Origin of the sequence: Chryseobacterium sp. SIMBA_029 (genome assembly GCF_046535275.1) — a bacterium.
GTDB lineage: Bacteria > Bacteroidota > Bacteroidia > Flavobacteriales > Weeksellaceae > Chryseobacterium.
In genome coordinates this window covers 133,068-157,538 of record NZ_JAWRXA010000012.1, presented here as the reverse complement: position 1 = coordinate 157,538, position 24,471 = coordinate 133,068, and the positions used below count along the sequence as shown (strand labels likewise).

The following is a 24,471-nucleotide window of genomic DNA, read 5'->3' as shown; positions in this document are numbered from 1 at the left end:
TGATCAGGCGACTGTAATTCGACAAAAAATAAAAATTGACTCATGAAAAAAATATTCATAATATTCGCATTTGCCTTTTCACATTTCTTTAATGTGTACGGGCAGGAAGATAAATTCGACAAGCTTTTTGAAAAATATCAGCAGGTAGAAGGTGTGACTTCCATTAAGATTGCAAAACCCATGTTCGGGATGCTTAACAGCCTGAATATAGATGATTCTCAGCTTGATCAGATAAAGCCTCTCCTGAGTAAAATTAAAGGGCTTAGAATTTTGATTACAGAAAATCCCGAAAACATAAACAGCAAGGAAGGTAAGAAAGTACAGTTTAACCTGTCGCAGATCAATAAAGATATTTCTTCTTATCTGAATACCATCAACTACAGCGAAGTTATGACTGTAAACAGCAATGGGAGTAAAATAAAATTTCTTTCTTCAGAAGCTAAAGATGGAGTACTGGATGATGTGTTACTGAGCATTGATAGTGGAACCGGAGGAAATGTCCTGGTGATGCTTGATGGTAAACTTTCTATGGATGATCTTAATAAAATCATCAACTCAAGCGAGACTAAAATAAGTTCTGTTACCCATACAACAAGAAGCAGCATGACCTCTGAAAGTAATTCATCGTATCTGAGCGGAGAAGCCAGAAATGTAGGAGAATTTCAAGGAATCCAAGTGAGTACTGGAGTGAATGTAGTGTACAAACAGGAAAGCCCTGCGAGTATAAAAGTAATAGCAGACGCAGATAAACTCCAATACATTGTAACTAAAGTTGAAAACGGGATACTGAAGGTATATGTAGATAATAAAGGGGTGAAAAATTTAAGATTTAAAAACTTAAATGTAAACGTTTCCTCTCCAAGAATGGGAAGTATTAAAACCTCCTCAGGAGCGACGTTTTCAACCGTGAATTCTGTACGGGAAGAAAATTTGGATGTAGAAGCGTCATCAGGATCTGTTCTGAAGGGAAAGTTTACTATTTCTAATGTAACGAATATCAGTACCACTTCGGGTTCCAATGTGAAAGCAGATATTACTACCAGAGATATCATTATAAAAGCTTCAAGTGGTTCAGATACCGTTATTGAAGGACAGGCCAACTTTGGAGTGATCGATATCAGCAGTGGCGCAGTCTGTAAAGCTGAAAACCTGAAACTGGATGATTTGGAAGCGGAATCTACATCAGGAGGAAGTCTCACTGTAAATGTAAAAAATACGCTTAAAGTAAGAGCCTCTTCAGGAGGTCTGGTAAAATATAGAGGAAATCCGGAAATTGATGCTAAGATCAGCAAAACTTCCGGCGGAACATTAAAACCTATCAACTAAAACCTACTAGCCATGAAAACTTTACCTAAAATAATTTTGACCTTCAGTGTTGCCTTTCTTTTACAGTCGTGTATGATTTCAGAAAGACCCAATATGGCTTTTTTCAGAAGTTCTGAACGCGATTTCAAAGGAGCAAAGTTTGTAAGCATCAATGTTCCGATGTTTGTAGCCAGGCCTTTCATACGAAAAGCTTTAAAAGAAGATGAAGATAGTGAGGAGATTTTAAATCTGGTCAAAAAAGTTTCCAAGATTAAGGTATTGACGGTAGAAAATGGCGATCGCAGTATGTTGCAGGAATATGCTCAATATTTAAATAATGACAAATTTGAAGAATGGGCAACCATAAAACATGATGGAGATAATGTGAATATAAGAGTAAAGCAGGATGGCGAAACCATAAAAAATATGCTCATCACCGTAAATTCTGATAAAGAATTGGTCTTTGTAGATGTAAAAGGAAGTTTTACGGCAGATGATATTTCAAGAATGATTAATTCAGCTTCAGACAAGTAGTTTCATATACATTTTATTTTGTGTACAGGCCGTTCCAAATTGGAGCGGTTTTTTGATTTAAGTTATTGATTATTAATTTTTATGTAAACTATTGAAAAGGACTTTCATATGTCATTCAAATAACCTAATTTTGCAAAGAAAGTAAAGATGTCTATTCATAACAAAATTGTAGAGACAGCCATCACTTTCGATGACGTTCTTCTAGTCCCTGCTTATTCTGAAGTTTTACCTAATCAGGTATCATTAAAATCAAGACTTACCGACAAAATAACGCTGAATGTTCCGATAGTTTCTGCTGCGATGGACACCGTTACTGAAGGAGATCTGGCTATTGCACTGGCAAGAGTCGGAGGCTTAGGTTTCATCCACAAAAACATGACGATCGCTGAACAGGCTGCACAGGTTAATCGCGTAAAGCGTTCCGAAAACGGAATGATCTTCGATCCCGTAACCCTTTCTAAAGACCATACGTTAGCCGAGGCTAAAGAAACTATGGCCAAATATAAGATCTCAGGTCTTCCTGTAGTAGATGCAGATAATGTGTTGATCGGGATTATTACCAACAGAGATGTAAAGTATCAGGAAAATCTTGATATGAAGGTGGAGGAGATCATGACAAAGAATAATCTGATTACTTCAGATAAAAATACCAATCTTGAAAAAGCAAAAGAAATTCTCCTTAAAAGCAGAGTTGAAAAGCTTCCTATCGTAGATAAAGACAATAAACTGGTTGGATTGATCACGATTAAAGATATCGACAATCAGCTTGAATATCCAAATGCCAACAAAGACGAAAAAGGACGCCTTATCGTAGGTGCCGGAGTTGGAGTTGGAGAAGATACGATGGATAGAATTGCTGCTTTGGTAAAAGCCGGAGTGGATATCATTGGAATCGATTCTGCACACGGACATTCTAAAGGAGTACTGGATAAAATCTCTGATATCAGAAAAGCATATCCGGATTTGGATATTGTAGGAGGAAATATTGTCACTGCAGAAGCTGCCAAAGACCTTATCGAAGCTGGAGCCAACGTTCTTAAAGTAGGAGTGGGGCCAGGATCTATCTGTACGACAAGAGTAGTCGCAGGAGTAGGGGTTCCTCAATTATCTGCTATTTACAACGTTTACGAATATGCTCAATCTAAAAATGTAACCGTAATTGCTGATGGTGGAATTAAACTTTCAGGAGATATTGTAAAAGCTATCGCAAGTGGAGCAGGAGCAGTAATGCTGGGTTCTCTTTTAGCAGGTACAGATGAAGCTCCGGGAGAAGAAATTATCTTCCAGGGAAGAAAATTCAAATCTTATCAGGGAATGGGAAGTCTTTCTGCCATGAAAAGAGGTGGAAAAGAAAGGTATTTCCAGAGTGAAGCTAAAAAATTCGTTCCGGAAGGAATTGAAGGTCGTGTTCCGCACAAGGGAAAATTAGAAGATGTGATCTTCCAGCTTACCGGTGGTTTAAGAGCCGGTATGGGATATTGTGGTGCAAAAGATGTAGAAGCTTTGCAAAAAGACACTAAAATGGTCATGATTACAGGAAGCGGATTGAAGGAATCTCACCCGCATGATGTGATCATCACACAGGAAGCTCCCAATTATTCTTTTTAAAATAATTGATACCCTATACAAAATAAAAGCTGCACAGATCTGTGCAGCTTTTATTTATTGTGTAAACTAAGAAACTAGTTCAATGAAAGAATCATATGTTCCGTCGTAATCTTCCCATTTTTGATTATTAACAAAGAAGGAAGGAGTGCCATTGACACCACTTCTTACTCCTCCTTCAAAATCAGCTTCTATCTTATCCTGAAGGTCGGAAGTGGTGATGTCATTTTCAATTTTGTTGACGTCCAGCTGTAAGGCAGTAACACAGCCTTTAAGCATTTCTTCATTCAACATATTTTGATTGCTGTAGATGAGGTCGTGCATTTCCCAGAACTTTCCTTGCTTCCCGGCTGCTTCGGCGATTGTAGCAGATGCCATTGCATATTGGTGGGCATCCGTTAATGGGAAATTTCTGAAAACAAAAGCAACATCATCGGCATATTCTTCAATAAATCTTTTGACCAGAGGGAAGGCGTGTCCGCAGTAAGGACACTGATAGTCACCATATTCCACCAATACAATTTTTGCAGTATCAATATCTCCAATTACATGGTCGTTGGGACCAACGGGAACTCTTAAAGTAGACATAATTATGGGTTTTGAGTTAAATTTTCCAATGCATCAATGATTCCGTCAGCACCCGGATTAATACCATCCGGCGAAAGATAACTCCACTGGATAATTCCTTCTTTGTCTATTACAAATAGGGCTCTTTTTGAAGTGCCGTTTTCTTCATTGTACACTCCATACGCTTTGGAGACTTCTCCTTTTGGATTAAAATCTGCCAGTAAAGGATAATGAAGTTTTCTGTTTTCCATAAAGGCATCATGGCACCATGCGCTGTCTACGGAAATCCCTAGAATATCGGCATTGTATTTATGAAAAATACTGAGCATTTCGTTGTAAAGGGCGACCTGATCACCACACACAGGGCTCCAGTCTGCAGGATAAAAGACCAGGATGAGGTTTTTACCCAGGAAGTCGGAACGTTTGAGTTTCTGATCGGGAGTAGCGGGAAGCTCAAAGTCCGGAGCTGATTTTCCTTGCTGTAATATCATTATATTTTGAGTTGAGGTTACTATTTTTCTAAATATAAACTAAATTTAGAAATAAGAATTTAAATTATTATTACGATGGTCTTAAATTAATATTAAAAATAAATGGGTAGAAGTGTAATTATAGTGAGGCATTTTTCGTTTAAAAAGGATTAAAATATTTTATGATATTGAAATCTCGGCTTGATAATCATATTTAAAATCTACCTTTCGATCTTGCTTCTTTAAATTGCTAAATAATATCTGCAGGAACTTTGAGGTAGTCGTAAACCGCTCCCGACTGATATATGATTCTTAATATTTCAGTATCCGGAAAATAAAGATACTGGTTTACGACACTTGATGGCATATTATTTTTTCATCAAAAAATATTCTGAAAGAGGAAATGAAATATTTGATGTTTTATTTTTAGAAGAAAGAAGTGTCTACAAAATCTATTAAAAAAGCTTCCAGAATTTCTGAAAGCTTTTGATGGTTACAATGATTATATAAATACTGTAATTTATTTTTTCACAAATTTAAATTCATGAATTTGAGAATCTTTAGCGGTAACCCTAAGTAAATAAACTCCTGGCGTTAATGCAGAAACATTAATTTTATTGCCAAGCTGATCTGTTTTTATAAGCTGACCGTTCATATTGAAAATTTCAACGGAAGTCATATTGTCCAGACCTGAAATACTTATGATATCAGAAACCGGATTAGGAAAAATCTGGATTTTAGGTTTTGTAATATTTAAAGTTGCCAATGAGGAGCTGTGTACATCGCCTGTCAGGGTAGAGTTGGCAGCTGTTAGATTTCCGCTACATTGACCACTTGTTATGACTGTGTTTTCTACCCATGTCCCAAATCCATTGCTTGGTGGATTGGCTGCGGGACTATTTCCCGTAGAATTATAATAGATAAGGTTAGGAGTAAGGAAATCTCCGTCACCGTCGTCTGCAAGAAATTCCCATCGGTTTAACGTATTGTTCCACTGTATCTTGAATTCACAAGATCCCAATCCACTGCATGGCTGCCCATCTACTGGTGTTGTGATATAGATGTTTTTGCCATAGGTGTCTACCGCGGTTTTGGTAAAGATAAAGGATTGGTCATCAAATAAATTAACGCAACCTTTGAATGTAATCGTCTGGGCGAAAGCTGAGCCTCCCAAAGCCAGACATAATAAATATAGAGGTTTCATCATTTATAGATTAAAATTGAGATGGGAAAACTCCAAACAACGAAATGATACATTTTAAAGTAAGATATGGAGATCTGTTTTCATGAGGCTGGTTTCCTCCTGCCATTCCAATTGCTGAAGTGCTCATCGTAGTGTTGGGAACAGCATTAGAATACTCTTTGTCTAATGTTTTTGTATCAGCGGGGATACTGTTGGTAGGGATGTTTTGGTTGCCCTCGGTTGTCGTTGCGTTTAAAGCATGGGTATGCGTGGGCATTTGCGCTGCGGTCAATGTTACGGATTCTACCCCTCCTTTCTGTCCGACAGTATAACTGCTTAATCCTGGACCCTGACCGTTGTGTACAACAGTTCTTCCTCTCATATCAGGTAATGCAAAATTTGTAACTCCATCTCCGCCATAGGTGGTTCCCAAAAGAGAAAACAAAGCCTGGTTTTGGGAGATTGGTAAGAGTTGTCCGTTACATTCTGCCCAGTTTTTAGGAACAAAAGTATAAGGAACAAATGCGATCTGCCCTAAAAAGGGTTCTGAAGCTTGTGCTTTTAGGGTAGAAGTAAGTGCACTGCTAATGAGCAGTGTACATGCAAAAATTAAGTTTTTCATGATGTTTAGATTAGTATAGTAAAATTATAAAATATTCTACATATTTTGATTATTAAAAGAAAAAACCTTTTAGAATTAACTAAAAGGTAATATGTATCAATATATATTGATGATATAGTGAATATTTTTGTACTATAAGTTCAGCATCTTGTGATATTCAGCAATATGGAGGTAACCTTCTTCTTTAATACTCACATCCAGTTGATGCTTTTTGGCAATATCATAAATTTCTTTAGGGTCCATGCTACCTTTTTCGCTAAGGACTTTGCTCATGTTTTTTAATAATTCAACATGAGTAAGTAAATCTTCTTTCGTTTTTTTAGCAAGTTCCTGCATTAGTTTTTCGATTTTCACATCTGTGATATCTTGCTGCATCCGATGGGGATAATCTTCCAGGTTATAGGTGGCCTGATAATCATCCTCGAATCCGTATTTTCTGACATAATCAATCGCTAGAGTAGTAGCCTGCTCTCTGTCATGGCTTCTTCCTATGCTGGCATTTTTGTCTCCGAAGATAATTTCTTCTGCAATACCTCCCGCCAGATAGATCTTGATTTTATCCAAAAGGCTTTCTCTTGTATCATGAATCTGGTGCGGAAATGTAAATCCTGCGGCATAGCTGCTGGCAACCTTGCTCTTCAGTTGTAAAGGCGCAAAGCCGGTATAGAGTATATAGGAGATGGCATGTCCACATTCATGGACGCTGATATTGGCTACAGCATCCAGCTGATTGGTTTGGCGTATCTTGTCAATTCGGCCTAAATAAGGAACCTCAACCACTTTACTTCCTATCTTACCTGTGATGATCTTCTTATTCTCCAGATAATCTATTTCTATCGCTTTGTCATCATGAATGATAGCCTCAAAAAGGAATTTGCTGAGGTTGGTATCCAAAATATCTACCACACTGCTAAAAACAGGCCGGACACCTTGTACCGGAAATACACCATTCCTGTAAATCAAAGCATTAATGTTTTTAGATATTTTTAAGCTGACTCCAAACTTTGCCTTTGTCTTCTTTTTCAGATTATCAAGTTCCCTTTGGATCAATTGATTAAAATCTTCTGTTTTTAGAGAAAAATAAATTAAGTGAATGTTTCCAAAACGTGCCACCTGCTCAGGACGGAATTTTCTGGTCAATGCATTTTTAATATCTACAACCGTTATTTTTTTGGTAAAAGCATGAAAGATATTGGCATCTATATCTGCTTCACTGGTTTCCCGTGACATTTGGAATGCCTCATCCAGATTTCCGCTGATGATGATCAGCATTTTGCTGTAATCTACCGGTTCATAGATCTTTTTTTCCTGCTGTTTCTTAAGGATAAGCTTCACCATATCTTCCTCCTTCATATCGATGATGCTCATGACATCATCTTCTATACTCAGGTATTTTTTAAGCTCTTTGGCATCCCACAGGTTCAGATAAGGGTTTTCTTCAAGATCCGTTTCACCGTTCACTTTTCTTCTTTCATTTTCCTTTTTGCGGAAAAGATAAGAGAACAAATAGTGCTCCAGGTCATCACGCTCCCGCTTACTCAAGCGCCCATCGCTTAAAAGCTCCCAGAAATCGGTAAATTTGGTTTGTGCGACAGGAGTTCCATCAGCATCTAAAGTATTAAATCTCTGGATCTCATCAAACAAGACGATACCGGGTTTTTCATCACTAAGGCCGTTGCTTTGAAGAATATCGGCAACGCTTTTATTCCAGGTGGTTTCATCGGTATTGCTGAGTTCAATCTCTGCAAAGCGGTTTTGGAATCCCAGAAAACTGACCATTTTTCTCACCAGATCTGTTTTTCCGACGCCCGTCATTCCCCAAAGATTGATGACTACAGGGCGGGTCAGAATTTCCGGCATCAGATACCAGATCTGAAGATACTCCATGACATCATCAATAATTGTATCGATCCCTATAAATTCTTTTTTTAGGAATGCTTTGCAGTCGTCCAGCTTTTTCTTTTTCTTCTGAATCTCTTCTTTATCAATAATCATTTGTGAAAAATACGTTATTTTAATTGATCTTTAAAATCTTCAATCCTGAAATCGGTTAAGGCATTTCCTTTTTCAATTTTCTCCTTGGCATACAAACGGAAATCATTTTCTGTTTTCTCTAAAAGATAATCATAAGGACCTATATGAGAAATTAATTTAACCAAAACAGGGGAGATTTCCAAACAGATAAAAAGACCCATAATAAAAGCTGCTGCCAGCCCAATAATCGCTGAATTTTTACCCAATTCATCCAAAGCCTGCAGTCTGGCTGCAAAACCATTGAACTTATCTTCTATCGTCTCCGTGGATTTTCGTTCGGTTTCAAGATTAGTATACACCTTTGATATTTCTTTATCTAAATAATCAAGCCTTGGAGCGGCTTGTTTCTCATAGTTCTCCAAATCCTGTCTGCGTTGCTCCTTTAGCTCCTGCTTACGTTTTGCATTCGGTCCGAAACCTTCCTTGCCACTTGTTAAACCGGATTGCTTTCCTAAAATTTCTTTCTCTAATTCTACAGAAGCAGAATCATATGATTTTTGATATTGAGCTATTTTTTCTGAGATTTGCTTTTTTTCAGTATCGAAAGGTCCGCTTTGCTGAAGAATCCTTCCGTTCAATTCGCCCTGAAGTTGTTTTTTATTTCTCTGAATAATCGTATTCAGTTGTTTGTTCACTTCTTTTTCAAAAATCTTAAGCTCTAAAGGTTTTGAAATAATAATTCCTAAAAAAGTGGCCAGAATCAATCGGGGAATAGCCATTAGAATCTGATTCCACCAGGTTCCTGTTTTCTTGATTGAAGAAACAATATAGCGGTCCAGGTTGAAGATCATTAATCCCCAAAGAATTCCGAAACCTGTTGCTGCCCAAATATTATCAAACACAGTGTACATAGCGTAGCCTGCAGAAAGTGTAGCAAAAATTGCGGTGAACAGAACAATCCCGCCAATGCCGGAAAATTTATTCCATTCGCTGGGGGTCTTTCTTAAAATATGGATGTTTCCTCCGGAACAGATCATGAGGAATTTCTGGAACCAATTAATGGTATGATTCGATTGATTTATAGTTTGTTGATTCGTTTTCATACTAGAAAATTTATACAAATGTAATACTAAAAATCATACCAATGTTAAAGACAGTATTATGTTTAGCCAAGTAATTACGGTTTAGTCTGTAATTATTTGTAAATCAATTTATTAATTTATAAGAAGTTTAAGGTACAGAGATATGGTAATTAGTGCTGTGTTTTATATCTTTTAATAGAATAATCTTTTATACTATTATCTATTTCAAGCTTCGTTTTTAACTTTAAGATATTTCAAAAATTATTTCATAACAAAAGCCCTCGCAAAAGGGCCTTTTATAAGATTTATATCATTACATAGTTACTTTAAACGATCCGGATTTTGTTTCAGGAAACTGTCCCAGCCGGTATACGCTTTTGTATCTGCTATGGTTCCGGAATTAAAATGATGGCATACAGCAACGGCAAGACCATCGGAAGCATCTAAATATTTGGTAGGAAATTCTTTCAGTTTTAAAAGGCTTTTTAACATTCCTGCAACCTGCTCCTTACTGGCATTACCATTTCCTGTAATGGCCATTTTAATTTTTTTGGGTGAATATTCCGTAATGGGAATATTTCTGTGCAGACTCGCAGCCATCGCAACGCCCTGGGCGCGGCCTAATTTCAGCATACTCTGTACATTTTTACCAAAAAAGGGAGCTTCAAGAGCAACTTCATCAGGATGATATTCATCGATGAGCGCTAAAGTCTTATCAAAAATATATTTGAGCTTGGTTTCGTGGTTCGGATATTTTTTTAGGATAAGCTCATGGATAGAAACCAGCTCCATATTGCCTTTTTTAACGGAAATAATACCGAAACCCATAATACTTGTTCCGGGATCTATCCCTAAAATTATTTTTTCTGAAATCATTGGTTCAAAGATATGACATTCTATATTTTTTCTTTGTGAAAAAAAATAATAAAAATAAATCTTGATATGGTGAAAACTTCTTAACTTCATAAAAAAATGATTATGAAAATTCTATTACAACTTTTTATCCTTCCAGTCTTTGTATATGGTAGTTTTCTACAAGTGAACGATTTACCTAAAGGAGATTCGTTGAAAAGCGAGACTTCATTGACTGGTAAAGGCCAGATTGGCTATCTCTTTTTTAAGGTTGAGAAAAACAATTCCGGGTTGGAAAAAATCACATTGGAATCCAGAAAAATAGCTGATGGAAAGCTTAAATCTGTTCCTTCTTTCGACAGAAATTCTGCAGGTATTGGTGATTTCATTGTTTTGCTAACGGATGCAAACGGTAAAGAAATTATTAAACAGCTGGTGGAAGATCCATTGAACCAGAATATGGAAAGTTTTGAAAAAGAGGGGATCAGCAGACACAAGGTTTCTCTTGAAACTGCAGAATTCAGTGTTCGTTATTCTCATTCGGCAGAGATCAAAACAGTGCGGGTTGAGAAAATTACCAGTGCAGGGAATCAATTATTATTTAACGAAAAACTTTAATCATGAAAAAAGCTTTATTTCTCTTATTGGCCAGTACGTCGTTCTGTTTTTCTCAGACTTTTGAAACAGTATCAATCCTTAATAACGGTTCGAATGATAAACGTATTAATATTGCAGTGTTGGGAGATGGGTTTACAACAGCCCAGCAAAGTAGCTTTGTTTCCTCGGCCCAATCCACTATCAATTATCTTTTTACGAAAAGTCCTTATACGGAATACAAAAATTATTTTAACGCCTATGCCGTGAAAGTAGTCTCTACCCAAAGCGGGGTGAAACATCCAGGGACGGCAACAGATGTTACAGAACCTGTGATTCCGGTTTCTAATCCTACGAATTATTTGGGAAGCGGTTTTGATTTTGGTGTTCACCGCTGTATTTACAGCAATACAACCAATAAAGTGGCTCAGGTTTTAGCTGCGAACGTTCCGGACTATGACATTACCTACGTGTTGGGAAATTCTACTGAATACGGAGGTTGCGGCGGAACGTATGCATTTGCTTCTTTAAATAGTGCATCCAATGAAATTGTAGTTCATGAACTGGGACATTCATTTGGTAAACTGGCGGATGAGTATTGGTTTGCCGGTACCGGAGAATCACCGAATAAAACTCAGAATTCAAATACAACAACGGTTAAATGGAAAAATTGGGTAGGACTCAACAGTGTAGGAGTGTATCCTTTTACGGAAAGCCCTTCATGGTACCGTCCACATCAAAACTGTGAGATGAGGTATCTTGACAGACAGTTCTGCTCGGTATGTAAAGAAGCGATTATTGAAAGAATACATTCATTGGTTTCTCCTGTGGATTCTTATACACCGGGAAATACAACCACAGTGAATGTAAGTGCCAATATTACCTTTACAGTCAATGAAATTCTGCCAATTCCCAATACATTGGTCAATTCATGGAAACTCAATGGAACGGCTCTTTCTGCAACAGGAAATTCGTTAACGATTAGCCCAAGTCAGTTGAATACCGGAAGCAACACTTTGTTGTTTTCAGTGACCGATAATAATCCATTGATCAAAGTGACGGGACATAATGCGGTACATTTTGCTAATGTTACCTGGACGTTGAATAAGAGTACGCTTAAAATGGCTGAAGTAAAAGCTGTGGAAAGAAGATTTGGAATTTATCCTAATCCTGCAGAAAACGAATTTTATATCAAAGGAAAACAGGATTTTTCAAAAAATACGAAAGTATCATTGTATGATGGTGCTGGAAGGCTTATCTCTTTACCTTTTGAGATGAAAGATTCGGCAACGCTGTTTGTTAATATCAGTGCGATCCCAACAGGGACTTATACGCTTAATGTGGCAGATGATGAAGGATTGGTGATCTCCCAGAAAATTATAAAAGAATAAGTAAAGTATAACTTTTATAAATATTTTAAAGCCGGCTGGATCAGTCGGCTTTTTCGGTTTATATTCCAGTATTAAGTACTCTTTTTGCAATAGGAACCCACTTTCCGTCATGGCGGAGTAGAGATATTTCATTAACTAAGAATTTCGTTTTAAATTCTTTTTCTTTATAGACGTCCCATGCTTTCTGGAAATTTTCAAAAGTTAAGTCCCGATATCCTATTGTCATATGCGGATGAAAAGAATATCTCATGAAATTGAAATGCTGTTTTACATGATGATATAATTTGATTACATCTTCGTTCTGTTCAGGCTGTACAAAAAGAACGGGATTTTTGGGATTGGGGAAACTTCCAAAGCCATTTAATTCGATTTCAAAAGGAGAAATGTTAAGATCGATTTTTTCAAATGCTGTGAAAATGTCGTTTTCTAATTCAAGCTCCCGATAAAAAGGAGGAAATAGGGTAATGTGAGCATCGTTTTTTAATGCTTTTGAATTGTTATAGTTCACTGCGAGATCTGTTTTGAAGACTTTTACCTCATCAATAATCTGCTGAGGTGGATAAATTGCTATGAAATACAGTTTTTTCATTAGTCTAAAATAAGGTTTAAATTATTTTTAAGTTCAAGTTTTCAAATAAATTTTGATACATAAGAAAATTATGCATAAGTTTGTAAGGTATAAAAATTAGAATTGAAAAAGAACAGTCTTTACAAAGGAACGCTGCAGAATATTATTTTGAAATTATTGTCAAAAGAAGTAAAGATGTATGGTTACCAGATCACCCAACGGGCCAAGGAACTGACGCAAGGAGAGCTTGAAATGACCGAAGGAGCACTGTATCCGCTATTGCATAAACTAGAGGATGACGGAATCATCAAATCGGAGATCCAAAAAATAAACGGCAGAGACCGGAAATATTATCTTTTGACTGAAAAAGGACTGCAGCAGCAGGTCGTAAAAGAAAACGAAATGAAGAATTATTTATTGAACCTAACCACTATTTTCAATATATGATGACCAGCACTGAATTATAAATTATTTAGAATATCAAAAAAAAGATACAGTACTTTCTTGCTTAGGCCAATTTTTAGAGATAGAGATTCTGTATACATTACAATTCAGAAAAATTTTAATAACCAATCATAGCATTTTTAACAGATGACAAACGATATTCAAGAAAGAGAGATCACAAGGTATCTTATTTCAAAAAAACTTAATCAGACACTTCTTTCAGAGATCAAAGACCATTTTATTTTGCAGATCTGAGATCTTATGGATGCTGATGAAATGAACTTTCAGGAAGCTTTCCTGCAGACAAAAATGAATTGGCAGCACGAGCTGGAACTGGTAAAAGCAGATCCGCTGTCATTTAAAAAGATCACAAGAATTGAAAAGAAGATACTTCAGGCGAGGTTCAGGAATATAACGCTGACTGCTATGGCATCATCTCTTCTTTTATCCAGTCTGTTGCTGATAAATCCTGATTTCTTCTTCTATCTGGAAGTATTGTTTTTAGGAGTGCTGGTCGGTATGCTGGGATATAATTTTATCATTAAAAAAATGAAATTCTCCGATTATATCCAATTAAGTTTTCATCCGTTGGTAGCAAGAAATGTACTATTGATTGTTATTTTGCTGTCTTTTATGTATTTGTTTAATAATGAATTTAATTTTAAGGATTTGGGAATTGCAAAAGTCTTTTTTCTTTATGCGATGACGACCAAAATCCAGCTTCTTTATTACAACAGCAGGAAGATTAATGTTTTAATCTAAGCTGCATCAGTGTATTTTCAAGGTTGTCTGTGATTTTTTTTACCTCAATATGGGGCCTGAAAATCGAGTTTTTCCCTTTTTCTTCATCTGCAATATTGGATAAGATAATGACGGAAGTTTTGGTTTCGGGATAATAGATATTCAGGGAAGGGGAGCCTTTGATATAACCGCTGTGGAAATAAGCAATGGGATTTCCAATATTCAGCATGATTCCATAGCCATAGCCCATTTTCCCTAAAATCTGATGATGTCTTTCTGAACTTTTGGAAATAAAAGTGGTAAGCGTTTTAGGCTGCAGGATTTTTCCACCATACAGAGCATTATTCCATTGGTGAAGATCTTCTATGGTAGACAGAACACCGCCTGCTGGAAGTCCGATTTCTTTTCCTCCCAGTCTTTTCGGCATATCCGGAACTTTTTCAGCGGTTTTTCCATTTCTAAGATAAGCGCCTGCAAAACCTGTTCCTTCAAAAACAGCACCTGTGGAAGAATTTTTCATCCCAGCTTTTTTGAAAAGTTCCATTACATTGTCACTAAAAGATTTCCCGGAAACGGTTTCTACAATTTTTCCTAGTGCATTGAACCCATCATTGGAATAAAAGAAATTTGAACCGCTTTTAAACATGAGTTTCCCTCCAAGAGTATTCAAGCCCGAAGTATGATTCAGAAGCTGATGAATGGTGATGTTTTCATATTCTTTGTTCTGGAATTCTTTCAGATATTTTGAAACCTTATCGTGTACATTTAATTTTCCCTGTTCCATTTGAAGTAAAATCAGGACGGAAGTAAACTGTTTGCTTATGGAACCGATGGCAAAGATGGTATTGTCGTCAATTTTTGTACGGCTTTTAAAGTCTGCGAAACCGTTTTCCTTTCGGTACAAAGGAATAGAATCTTTGAAGACGGCTACACTTCCGTTAAAATTATATTTTTTGAAAACAGAGTCTATTTGCTGCTGCAGAAGTGTTTTTTGAAAAGCGGTGATGGTGGAATCAATGACGGCATTTTTGTTAATTGCCGGTTTTTGAACCTCCGTTTTACACGAGACAACGGACATGATAAAAATAAAAAAGAGGGAGCTCTGCAATAAATTTTTCAACATTTGAATAAAGTTTTTCTTAAAAATAGTGAAAATAAAAAAACTTGCCAAGAGGGAAAATTATTGTCTTTTGAAGGAAGAGTTTCTATTCATGGGATTTCTTCAATCATAAAAGAAAAGGACTGTCATCATTTATTTGGAGATCAGATCACAAAACCAAAAAACATAATCTTCCTCTTTATCTGATGTTTCCGATTTCGGCTTAGGATACGTTTTCTTCACCGTTTCTCCAATTTCAAAAGGAATGGGAGCACTGAACAGAGGACCGTCAAAGGTAAAGGTATGAAATTCTCCATTTTCTCCACAAGGATCTACATTAGGAGGCAAATCACGAATAAAGTCCCTATCGATAATTCTTCCGGCAAAACTTTTATCAAGGTAGGTTTCGTTCACGCAGGTTACAATCGTTTTAAAGCCAAGATCTAAAAATTCATGGATGAGGTCTGATGTATTTTGTTTCCAGATGGGGAAGACGGCTTCTATCCCGATGGATTTTAATTGTTCTTCGCGGTATTGGCGCAGATCCTCCAGAAAGATATCTCCGAAAACAGAATGACTGATTCCCTGGGATTTTATCTCCATCATTGTATTGCTCATGATTTCGCGGTACTGTTCCATGGATGGTTCTTTCGGAATTTCCATTTTCATTAAGGGGATGCATATGCTATTGGCTTGCTTTTGTAAAAGATCGACATGCACTCCATGCATTGAGATCCGCTGGTATTCTTCATTAATGCTGGTAAGGAGGGAAGTCACTTCATAACGATCCTCTTGTAAAATTTTATAGAGAGCCAGCGCAGAATCTTTTCCACTGCTCCAATTGAATACCGCTTTTGGTTTCATAAGGTTTCGGAATTAAAATAAAAATCTTCCTAATGGCAGGAAGATGTATGCATAAGGATTATAATTTTTCTGCTTTTTCTACTTCTTTAATCGGGATCAATGCACCGTTCATGTAATCTACTTTGAGCTCAAAAGGATAGGCAGTGGGACCGGAAGCAATTAAACCACCAACAATTCCAAAAAAGACAGCTGCTGTAATTACATTGTCTGTTTTTGCAGTGCCTTTTACCTTACCGATGAAGTAAAAATCGCCATCTCTCTTTTCAGCCTTTGTGAATAAGTTTTCAACAGGAACATAGATGTAAGGGATTCCCTGATAGACTAAGGCGTAAGTATCGTTTTTCTTGATTTCTTTTTCTTTGCCGTCCATCATTTCATATATTTTGATGATTTTAGACGATTTTCCGTAAAATTTTGGATTAACCACCTCTTTGTCCGGTATCTGGTTTTTAAAAGAATTATAATCTTTGTAAAGTCCGTCTTTCAAGACTTCCAGACTGTAAAGGCTCAATTTCTGTTTTTCAATATCATCGAAGTTTCTGATGTCTTCCAGGGTGTAATGATTGGTTTCCGGTGCTTTTTTAGAGATGTTTTTACTGATGAAATTGCTTACCATCTCACTTCCTTTTTTCATGGTGGCTTTGGTAACGTCCATTGAAGAATGGTCGATTACAGAATCTATTGTATCAAGATAGGAATAGGTTCCATCATCGTTTTTTGCAAATAAATAGGCCTGGAAATAGCAGTACCCATGCTCACTGAATGCTCCGGTGACTTCCGCAAAATAAAGTTGTTTAAGATGCATAACGATTGTTCCGTCTTCTGCATCAGCGCCGTTAATGCGTTGTAAGAGATTCTGAAACTGATTCGGTAAACTGGTTGTGGGAACGACCTTAGCTTTAGCATTGAAGGCTCCTTTTTGTACAATTCCAAGAGAAGTTGTATCTATCCTGTTATCGATTAATGTAATGGTTTTATAATAACTTTTCTCCAGCTTTTGATCAGGAAGACTGATCGTAAAATCTTCTACCCGTTTTTGGGAAAATAGCAAGACGGTAAAGCATAACGCAATGAGTAATTGAGTTTTTTGCAGGCTGTTTTTCATGGTATTATATAAAATGGATGTTTTCTGCCTACGAAAATAGAAAAATCCGTTAAATCTTAGAATAGAATTCATTTTTTTAACAATTCAACTTCTTTTAATGAGAGTATGATAGAATAATTCCGTCTTCGAGATGATATTCTTTTCCGAGTAATTCTTCTGCATAGATTTCTGATACATAATAAGATGTGATAGAGCTGTTGTTTTTATTTTTCTCATAATCTTCAAAAGAGATTTCTGCTCCATCCAGAAAACAAAGGGTTGTGTTCTTCTTGGGCTTAAACTCAATTTTTTTTGCCTTGTCCAGATTTGCATATAAAATCGTTTCGTCTTCTCTGTTTCTTTTGTCACTGAAAAGATAAAACCGATCAGGATTTGGTGTTTGATGCTCATTGGATTGAGTTTCAAATACCATAATGTTTTTAAAGCCAAGATCATATTCCGGCATAGATACACTGTAAGAAACACTGTATCTTTTTGCCAGGGTAAGGATGTTTATTCTTTCAGCTTGTTGTAAGGTCTCCTTACTTCCTGAATATTCGATGCTTACAGTTTTAGTTTCCGGCCTGTAAAATTTCCAGTCTTTATCGGGCTCGTAATCAGGGTCTCTTATCGCATAGATGATAGCTCCAGTTTCCATCTTTGAGTCAAGAGTATCCGTTTTAGTTTTTTGTGCATTGAGGTTAGATGTAAGCATGGCCGCCAAAAATACTCCGCCAGCAATTTTTCTGAAAGGGAACTGGGAAAAATTGTAATGGATCTGTGGATGCTCTGGAATAGAATATAATCTTGTAGACTGTATTCTTCCACAGATGGATTCATTTTCTTTTAATAATGAGTGAATTTCAGTGTCTGTTTTATCGGTTAAATCAAATACTTTTTTTGTACATAAGTCACAAAACTTCCCTCCGGAAGCATTTTGCATGTTGTCCCATTTTTGTTCGCAGGGAGAGGGGATCTGAAATTCTTTCTTCATGGTGAGGTTTTATATATTTAAAAATACAAAAAAATGTGGAAAAATCATTTCAAAATTAAACGATGAATATGTAATGCATGATATAGTATTCTATTAAATTCAACCTATAAAACCAGTGAGTTATGGAAAAAACTTATTAAATTTAATCGCAAAAATTAATAAACCGAATGAAAAACTTATTTCTTGGGACTGCAGTCCTATTTTTTACGGGTATGATCAATCCCGTTTTTTCTCAAAAACCAGAATCTCCAAAATTTGTAAGCAATACCGAAGGAATTAAAGAATATTCCCTGAGTAACGGTATGAAAGTTCTTCTTATCCCGGATGCCTCCCAAAGCAATATGGTGGTTAATATTGTGTATAATGTAGGTTCCAAAAATGAAGGATACGGAGAAAAGGGAATGGCTCACCTGCTTGAACATATGTTGTTTAAGAGTACTAAAAAATTAGGCGACATTAAAAAACAGCTTTCGGATAAAGGAGGAAATGCCAATGGAACAACATGGTATGACAGAACAAACTATTACGAGATTTTTCCTTCCAATGACGAAAATCTGAGATGGTCTCTGGGTATGGAGGCCGACAGAATGATTAATGCGACCATTCTACAGACCGATCTTGATAAAGAGTTCTCTGTAGTAAGGAATGAATTTGAAATTGGGGAAAACAGTCCCGGAAGCGTGTTGATGGAACGTATTGTTTCTACAGCATATCTGTGGCATAACTACGGAAACAGTACCATTGGAAGCAAAGAAGATATAGAAAGGGTAAAGGCGGTAACGCTTAAAAAATTCTATGAAAAATATTATCAGCCTGATAATGCCACTCTGATTGTCGCAGGAAAGTTTGATGAAAAACAAGCCCTTAATTACATTTCGCAATATTTTTCTGTCATTCCGAAACCTTCAAGAGTATTGGATCTCGCCTATACGGTAGAGCCGGCACAGGATGGTGAACGTTTTGTAGAATTAAAGCGCTCGGGAGATAGTAAGATTGTAGGTGCCGCTTATCATACCGCTCCTTATGCCGATAAGGATTATGCTGCATTAGATGCGTTGTCTGAAATTTTGACATCAGATCCTTCAGGGTATTTGTATAAAGCAATGATAGATTCTCACAAAGCAGCGTCGATATATTCTTACCAGCCGGTTGTAAGGGATGCCGCTTATATGTATTTCGGCCTTGAGGTTCCTGCAGATAAAGATGTGAAATCTGTGGAAAATGATTTCAGAGCAGAACTGGATAAGGTATCTTCCATGAAGTTTACAGAACAGGATGTAGCGAGAGCTAAGGCTAAAATCCTGAAACAGATTGAAAATACAAAGAATAATACGATTAGCCTGGCGATTAATCTAACAGAAATCATAGGTGCAGGAAATTATAAGCTTGGCATGATGTACAGAGACAGCATTGAAAAATTGACACTGGCAGATGTTCAGAGGGTTTCAGATAAATATTTCAAGACGAATAACCGGACGATAGGGGTGTTTATTCCTTCTAAAGACGAAATCAGAGTTAAAAATATTGAATATTCCAACGATCAGATTGCATCACTTACCAAAGATTATAAAGGAAAAGCACTTGAAAAAGAAGCTGCTCCTTTTGAAGCCAGTATTAAAAATCTTAAAGCTAACCTTACAGAAGGTAAGCTGGGTAACGGAATGAAATATGGCATCATCAAGAAAGAGATCAAAGGCGGTAAAATTCTGGGAAGCTTTAACTTTCCGGTGAGTAATGCCAGTGATTTGAGCGGGAAATCTCATATAGGAGCTTTGATGGCGCAGGTTCTGAAAACCGGAACTCAATCCCATACCAAAGAACAGATTCAGGATATGCTTGACCAGTGGAGATCCAGTGTAAATTTTGGATTCGGTGGACAGACCTTATATGTTAATTTCAGTACCTATAAAGAGAATCTGCCGAAAGTGATGGGATTGATCAAAGAAATTCTTACAGAATCCAATTTCCCTGAAGCCGAATTGGTAAAAACAGTAAATGAATACAATACCTATCTTGAAGGAAACCTGAATGATCCTCAATCCATTGCATTTACGGAGATTGAAAAAATTACAGGGAACTATCCTAAACAAAGTATTTACTATACCGCTTCTTTCCAGGAGCAGATCGATCAGAATAAAAAAGTGAAAAGGGAAGAATTAGTAGCCTTTTACAATACAATTTTGGGAAGTAATAATGGAGTAGGGAGCATTGCGGGTGATATAGATTCTAAAACAGCAGCATCGTTGTTAGAAAATACTTTTGGTAAATGGAATTCAAAATCCAAATATGAATATGTAAAACCAGAACTTTTCTCTACCAAAAAAGAGGATAAAGACTATCTTACTCCTGATAAAGAAAATGCAGCAGCTGTTGGAAAGATCAGTTTCCAGATGGATAAAAAAAGTCCTGATTATCCTGCTCTTGTTATTGCTAACGAAATGTTGGGAAGCGGAGGGTTTCTTACCTCCAGAATTCCGACCAGACTTCGTGAAAAAGAAGGAATCAGTTATGGTGCAGGTTCTTATATGAATGTTCCTGTTAATAATACGGTAGCATCATGGGGCTGGTATGCCTTCTTTAACCCGACAAAAAAAGAGGCTGTAAATAAAGCATTAAAAGAAGAAGTGAATAAAGCGGTAAAAGATGGATTTACAGAAGAAGAATTCAAATCTAACCTAAATTCCTGGCTTACTTCCAGAAAAACAGATCTCGGAACCGATAATATGCTGATGGGACTGGTGAATACCCAATTGCTGTACGATGTTCCATTAGAAGATTATGATGCTTTAGAGGCTAAAGTTTCGGCACTCAATGTGAAACAGGTAAATGAAGTACTTAGAAAATATATCAGTGAAGATAAGCTGACTTCTGTTTTTGTAGGAGACTTTAATAAAAAGTAGATTATTTGGAAGAATGATTAATATCAAATCGACACTGTTAGGGTGTCGATTTTTTTATGTTTAAATATCCAGGGTAAAATAAAAAACCTCAAAGAAATTCTTTGAGGTTTTTATTTATAACTTATCTGTCTGACACAGATTACATGTTTCGTCTGTACTTACCGCCTACTTCAAATAAAGCATTGGTAATCTGTCCCAGAGAACAGTATTTTACCGCATCCATCATGACATGGAATAAATTCTGCTGGTTGATGGCAGCATATTGTAATGTTTTTAAAGCAGCTTCGGATTTATCTTCATTAGATTGCTGGAAATTATGAAGAGTTTCAATCTGAACCTGTTTTTCTTCCTCCGTAGAACGGATTACTTCTCCCGGACGAACCGTTGGTGAACCGTCTTTTCCAAGGAAAGTATTTACCCCGATGATCGGATATTCCCCGGTATGCTTCAGCCATTCGTAATGCATCGATTCTTCCTGGATTTTTGAACGCTGGTACATGGTTTCCATTGCACCCAAAACACCACCTCTCTCGGTAATTCTGTCAAATTCTGCATAAACAGCTTCTTCCACAAGATCCGTTAGTTCTTCAATAATAAATGAACCTTGAAGTGGATTTTCGTTTTTCGCTAGCCCTAATTCTTTATTGATGATCAACTGAATCGCCATAGCTCTTCTTACAGATTGCTCAGTTGGAGTCGTAATTGCCTCGTCATAAGCATTCGTGTGAAGTGAATTACAATTGTCATAGATCGCATAAAGCGCCTGAAGCGTCGTTCTGATATCGTTGAAATCAATTTCCTGAGCGTGAAGTGAACGTCCCGAAGTCTGGATGTGATATTTCAACATCTGGCTTCTTTCGTCTGCTCCGTATTTCAGTTTCATTGCTTTTGCCCAGATTCTTCTTGCCACACGTCCGATTACTGAATATTCAGGGTCGATACCGTTGGAGAAGAAGAACGATAGGTTAGGAGCGAAATCATTGATATCCATTCCTCTTGACAAATAATATTCAACATACGTGAAACCATTTGCTAAGGTAAATGCTAACTGTGACACCGGATTGGCACCCGCTTCTGCAATGTGATATCCTGAAATAGAAACCGAGTAGAAGTTTCTTACTTTTTCTGTGATAAAGTATTCCTGAACGTCACCCATTAATCTTAAGGCGAATTCAGTAGAGAAGATACAGGTATTCTGAGCCTGGTCTTCTTTTAAAATGTCAGCCTGAACAGTACCACGAACGGTAGCAATCGTTTTAGCTTTAATTTCAGCGTAAGCTTCAGCCGGAATAACTTCATCTCCGGTAATTCCTAATAGTTTTAATCCTAATCCATTATTGGAAGGTGGAAGTTCTCCGTTATATTTTGGTCTTTCTAAGCCCTTATCGTCGAATTTTGCTTTTAAAGCTTTTTCAACATTTGCTTCAAGCTTATGTTCTGCAATATATTTTTCAACATTCTGATCGATGGCAGCATTCATAAAGAAAGCTAACAACATTGGAGCAGGTCCGTTGATCGTCATGGAAACTGAAGTCATTGCATTCACCAGATCAAATCCGGAATACAATTTTTTAGCATCATCTAATGTTGCGATAGAAACTCCTGCATTTCCAATTTTACCATAAATATCCGGTGGCAGCGCAGGATCCTGGCCATATAACGTTACAGAGTCAAACGCTGTTGAAAGACGTTTTGCATCCATTTCTGCAGAAACATAGTGGAATCTTCTGTTGGTTCTTTCAGGACCACCTTCTCCGGCGAACATTCTTGTCGGATCTTCTCCGGTTCTCTTGAAAGGGTAAATTCCTGCGGTATAAGGAAATGCTCCCGGAAGGTTTTCCTGACCTTTCCATTGGATAAGATCGCCCCAGTCGGTGTATTTCGGTAAGGCGATTTTTGGAATTTTAAGATGGGATAAAGATTCTGTTGAGGTTTCTACTTTAATCTCTTTTCCACGAACAAAATAAGAATAAAACTCAGCTTTGAAAGCTTGTTTCGTATCATCCCAGTTTTTTAAGAAATCGATATTTTCCTGTTGAAGATCTTTTTCAGCCTTTTGATATTCAGTGTCTAATGTTTCATTAGAAAGGAAGCTTTTGACCCCTTCAATATGATACATTTTTCTTGCTAATTCTGCCTGTTTTTCAACATTGGCGTCATACTGTCTATTGTTTTCAACGATTTCAGATAAATAACGAACTCTTTTTGGAGGAATTATCGTGATGTCTTCAGAAACTTCTTGTTCAACAAATCCTTGCAAGTTTAAACCTGAAAACTTATCGTTTACTTTTTCAACTAATCTATTGTATAAATCAGTTGTTCCGTGGTCATTGAACTGAGAAGCTTTTGTTGCATAAACCGGCATATCATCCAACGGACTTTCCCACAATAAATGGTTTCTTTGGAACTGTTTTCTTACAGCTTGAAGTGCATCTAAAGCACCACGTTTGTCAGATTTATTTAAAGCAACTAAATCTGCATAATCCAACATGTCGATTTTTTCCAACTGTGTCGAAGCTCCATATTCAGGCGTCATCACGTACATTGAAACATCAGCAAAATCTGAAACTTCCGAACCAGATTGTCCGATACCCGAAGTTTCCAGAATGATGACATCCGGATGAGCCAGTTTCAACACATTCAAAGCAGAATGGATGAACGGAGAAACGGAAACGTTATTTTCTCTTGTTGCCATTGAACGCATATACACTCTTGGGTCATTGATCGCGTTCATACGGATCCTGTCTCCCAGTAATGCACCTCCTGTTTTCTTTTTGGAAGGGTCAATAGAGATGATAGCAATTTTTTTATCGGTATTCGAACGTAAGAAACGTCTTACCAGTTCGTCAGTTAAAGAAGATTTCCCTGCTCCTCCTGTACCTGTGATTCCAATGATCGGAATATTGACATCTTTTGATCTCTCATCAATGGCTTTTACCAGCTCCGGTTTTTCCTCTGAAAAGTTTTCAACAGCGGAAATAATTTTGGCAATACTGGTGGAGTTTTCAAAGTTGATGGCATCCAGGTCCTCTGCTGTTACGTCTTTTCCTGTTGAAAAATCCGAACGTTTTACCAGATCATCAATCATTCCCTGAAGTCCAAGCTCACGCCCGTCATCCGGAGAATAAATCCTGTCGATTCCATACGCCATAATATCGTCGATTTCCTCAGGAAGGATTACACCGCCTCCGCCTCCGAAAATCTTAATCTGGGGCGAATTTTTTTCCCTTAAAAGGTCATAGATATATTTGAAATATTCATTGTGGCCTCCCTGGTATGAGGTTAAAGCAATGGCATTGGCATCTTCCTGGATCGCTGTATTTACAACTTCTTCTGCTGATTTATCGTGTCCAAGGTGGATAACTTCGCATCCTGTTCCCTGAATAACACGGCGCATGATATTAATCGCTGCATCATGTCCGTCGAATAATGACGCTGCTGTCACAATTCGAACTTTGTTTTTAGGAGTATATTTTTGGGTTTCCATAAAAAATCTAGAAAATTTCTGAATTACCAAATATAATAATAAAATAAGAACCCGATTTTATTATTTAAATAATTGATAATTAGATTTTTAATTGTTTTTTATGAATTGAAT

The 24,471-nt window shown here is 36.9% G+C and carries 22 protein-coding genes; 8 read left to right on the top strand and 14 right to left on the bottom strand.

Annotated features, from left to right (window positions below; genetic code table 11):
- The first annotated feature begins 42 nt into the window (after positions 1-42).
- From SB679_RS20285 to guaB, 3 genes are all read left to right on the top strand, one after another.
- Positions 43-1,326: a DUF4252 domain-containing protein gene (locus SB679_RS20285; protein ID WP_410704131.1), complete on the top strand. Its 1,284-nt coding sequence runs from the start codon at positions 43-45 to the stop codon at positions 1,324-1,326.
- 12 nt (positions 1,327-1,338) lie between these two features.
- Positions 1,339-1,839, top strand: coding sequence for a DUF4252 domain-containing protein (locus tag SB679_RS20280; RefSeq protein WP_410704130.1), 501 nt, complete (start codon positions 1,339-1,341; stop codon positions 1,837-1,839).
- A gap of 147 nt (positions 1,840-1,986) precedes the next feature.
- Complete coding sequence (guaB, locus tag SB679_RS20275) at positions 1,987-3,447, top strand: IMP dehydrogenase (RefSeq protein ID WP_317742346.1); 1,461 nt, start codon at positions 1,987-1,989, stop codon at positions 3,445-3,447.
- A 66-nt stretch (positions 3,448-3,513) separates the two neighbouring features.
- Here the strand turns inward: guaB and SB679_RS20270 are convergent, their stop codons facing one another.
- The 8 genes from SB679_RS20270 to ruvC all read right to left on the bottom strand — a co-directional run bounded on the left by SB679_RS20270 (position 3,514) and on the right by ruvC (position 10,218).
- A complete protein-coding gene (locus SB679_RS20270) occupies positions 3,514-4,032 on the bottom strand; it encodes a DsbA family protein (RefSeq protein ID WP_410704129.1) in 519 nt (172 codons plus the stop codon).
- A gap of 2 nt (positions 4,033-4,034) precedes the next feature.
- Positions 4,035-4,502, bottom strand: coding sequence for a redoxin domain-containing protein (locus tag SB679_RS20265; protein ID WP_410704128.1), 468 nt, complete (start codon positions 4,500-4,502; stop codon positions 4,035-4,037).
- Positions 4,503-4,731: 229 nt separating this feature from the next.
- The gene (locus tag SB679_RS20260; protein ID WP_410704127.1) at positions 4,732-4,848 is read right to left on the bottom strand and encodes a KTSC domain-containing protein; all 117 of its coding nucleotides are present in this window, start codon (positions 4,846-4,848) and stop codon (positions 4,732-4,734) included.
- 153 nt (positions 4,849-5,001) lie between these two features.
- On the bottom strand, positions 5,002-5,688 hold the full coding sequence (locus SB679_RS20255; RefSeq protein WP_410704126.1) for a T9SS type A sorting domain-containing protein: 687 nt from the start codon (positions 5,686-5,688) through the stop codon (positions 5,002-5,004).
- Between the two features lie 7 nt (positions 5,689-5,695).
- Complete coding sequence (locus SB679_RS20250; RefSeq protein ID WP_410704125.1) at positions 5,696-6,286, bottom strand: phage tail protein; 591 nt, start codon at positions 6,284-6,286, stop codon at positions 5,696-5,698.
- Positions 6,287-6,418: 132 nt separating this feature from the next.
- Positions 6,419-8,281 carry an AAA family ATPase gene (locus SB679_RS20245; RefSeq protein ID WP_410704124.1) on the bottom strand — a complete coding sequence of 621 codons (1,863 nt, stop codon included), beginning with the start codon at positions 8,279-8,281 and terminating at the stop codon, positions 6,419-6,421.
- A gap of 14 nt (positions 8,282-8,295) precedes the next feature.
- The gene (locus SB679_RS20240; RefSeq protein ID WP_317742331.1) at positions 8,296-9,363 is read right to left on the bottom strand and encodes a DUF4407 domain-containing protein; all 1,068 of its coding nucleotides are present in this window, start codon (positions 9,361-9,363) and stop codon (positions 8,296-8,298) included.
- Between the two features lie 300 nt (positions 9,364-9,663).
- A complete protein-coding gene (gene ruvC / locus SB679_RS20235; protein ID WP_034714372.1) occupies positions 9,664-10,218 on the bottom strand; it encodes a crossover junction endodeoxyribonuclease RuvC in 555 nt (184 codons plus the stop codon).
- Between the two features lie 102 nt (positions 10,219-10,320).
- Between ruvC and SB679_RS20230 the strand changes: the two genes are divergently transcribed.
- Positions 10,321-10,812, top strand: a complete 492-nt coding sequence (locus SB679_RS20230; RefSeq protein WP_410704123.1) for a hypothetical protein — start codon at positions 10,321-10,323, stop codon at positions 10,810-10,812.
- A 2-nt stretch (positions 10,813-10,814) separates the two neighbouring features.
- Positions 10,815-12,179, top strand: coding sequence for a M64 family metallopeptidase (locus SB679_RS20225; RefSeq protein WP_410704122.1), 1,365 nt, complete (start codon positions 10,815-10,817; stop codon positions 12,177-12,179).
- A 58-nt stretch (positions 12,180-12,237) separates the two neighbouring features.
- Here the strand turns inward: SB679_RS20225 and SB679_RS20220 are convergent, their stop codons facing one another.
- Positions 12,238-12,768, bottom strand: coding sequence for a 2'-5' RNA ligase family protein (locus SB679_RS20220; protein ID WP_410704121.1), 531 nt, complete (start codon positions 12,766-12,768; stop codon positions 12,238-12,240).
- Between the two features lie 102 nt (positions 12,769-12,870).
- Between SB679_RS20220 and SB679_RS20215 the strand changes: the two genes are divergently transcribed.
- Together SB679_RS20215 and SB679_RS20210 are read left to right on the top strand one after the other, a co-directional pair.
- Positions 12,871-13,194, top strand: coding sequence for a PadR family transcriptional regulator (locus tag SB679_RS20215; RefSeq protein ID WP_410704120.1), 324 nt, complete (start codon positions 12,871-12,873; stop codon positions 13,192-13,194).
- Positions 13,195-13,452: 258 nt separating this feature from the next.
- The gene (locus tag SB679_RS20210) at positions 13,453-13,953 is read left to right on the top strand and encodes a hypothetical protein (RefSeq protein WP_410704119.1); all 501 of its coding nucleotides are present in this window, start codon (positions 13,453-13,455) and stop codon (positions 13,951-13,953) included.
- Here the strand turns inward: SB679_RS20210 and SB679_RS20205 are convergent.
- From SB679_RS20205 to SB679_RS20190, 4 genes are all read right to left on the bottom strand, one after another.
- Positions 13,937-15,055, bottom strand: a complete 1,119-nt coding sequence (locus SB679_RS20205) for a serine hydrolase domain-containing protein (RefSeq protein ID WP_410704118.1) — start codon at positions 15,053-15,055, stop codon at positions 13,937-13,939. The two genes, SB679_RS20210 and SB679_RS20205, sit on opposite strands and share 17 nt — an antisense overlap.
- A 129-nt stretch (positions 15,056-15,184) precedes the next feature.
- Positions 15,185-15,895, bottom strand: a complete 711-nt coding sequence (locus SB679_RS20200; RefSeq protein ID WP_410704117.1) for a diphthine--ammonia ligase — start codon at positions 15,893-15,895, stop codon at positions 15,185-15,187.
- A 58-nt stretch (positions 15,896-15,953) separates the two neighbouring features.
- On the bottom strand, positions 15,954-17,072 hold the full coding sequence (locus SB679_RS20195; protein WP_410704116.1) for a hypothetical protein: 1,119 nt from the start codon (positions 17,070-17,072) through the stop codon (positions 15,954-15,956).
- A gap of 22 nt (positions 17,073-17,094) precedes the next feature.
- Positions 17,095-17,973, bottom strand: a complete 879-nt coding sequence (locus SB679_RS20190) for a hypothetical protein (protein WP_410704115.1) — start codon at positions 17,971-17,973, stop codon at positions 17,095-17,097.
- Between the two features lie 167 nt (positions 17,974-18,140).
- Here SB679_RS20190 and SB679_RS20185 point away from each other — a divergent pair, with 167 nt between their 5' ends.
- Positions 18,141-20,873 carry a M16 family metallopeptidase gene (locus SB679_RS20185; RefSeq protein WP_410704114.1) on the top strand — a complete coding sequence of 911 codons (2,733 nt, stop codon included), beginning with the start codon at positions 18,141-18,143 and terminating at the stop codon, positions 20,871-20,873.
- Positions 20,874-21,012: 139 nt separating this feature from the next.
- Here SB679_RS20185 and SB679_RS20180 read toward each other — a convergent pair whose 3' ends face one another.
- Positions 21,013-24,360 (bottom strand): methylmalonyl-CoA mutase family protein, encoded by a 3,348-nt coding sequence (locus SB679_RS20180; RefSeq protein WP_410704113.1) that lies wholly within the window; start codon positions 24,358-24,360, stop codon positions 21,013-21,015.
- Positions 24,361-24,471: the final 111 nt, after the last annotated feature.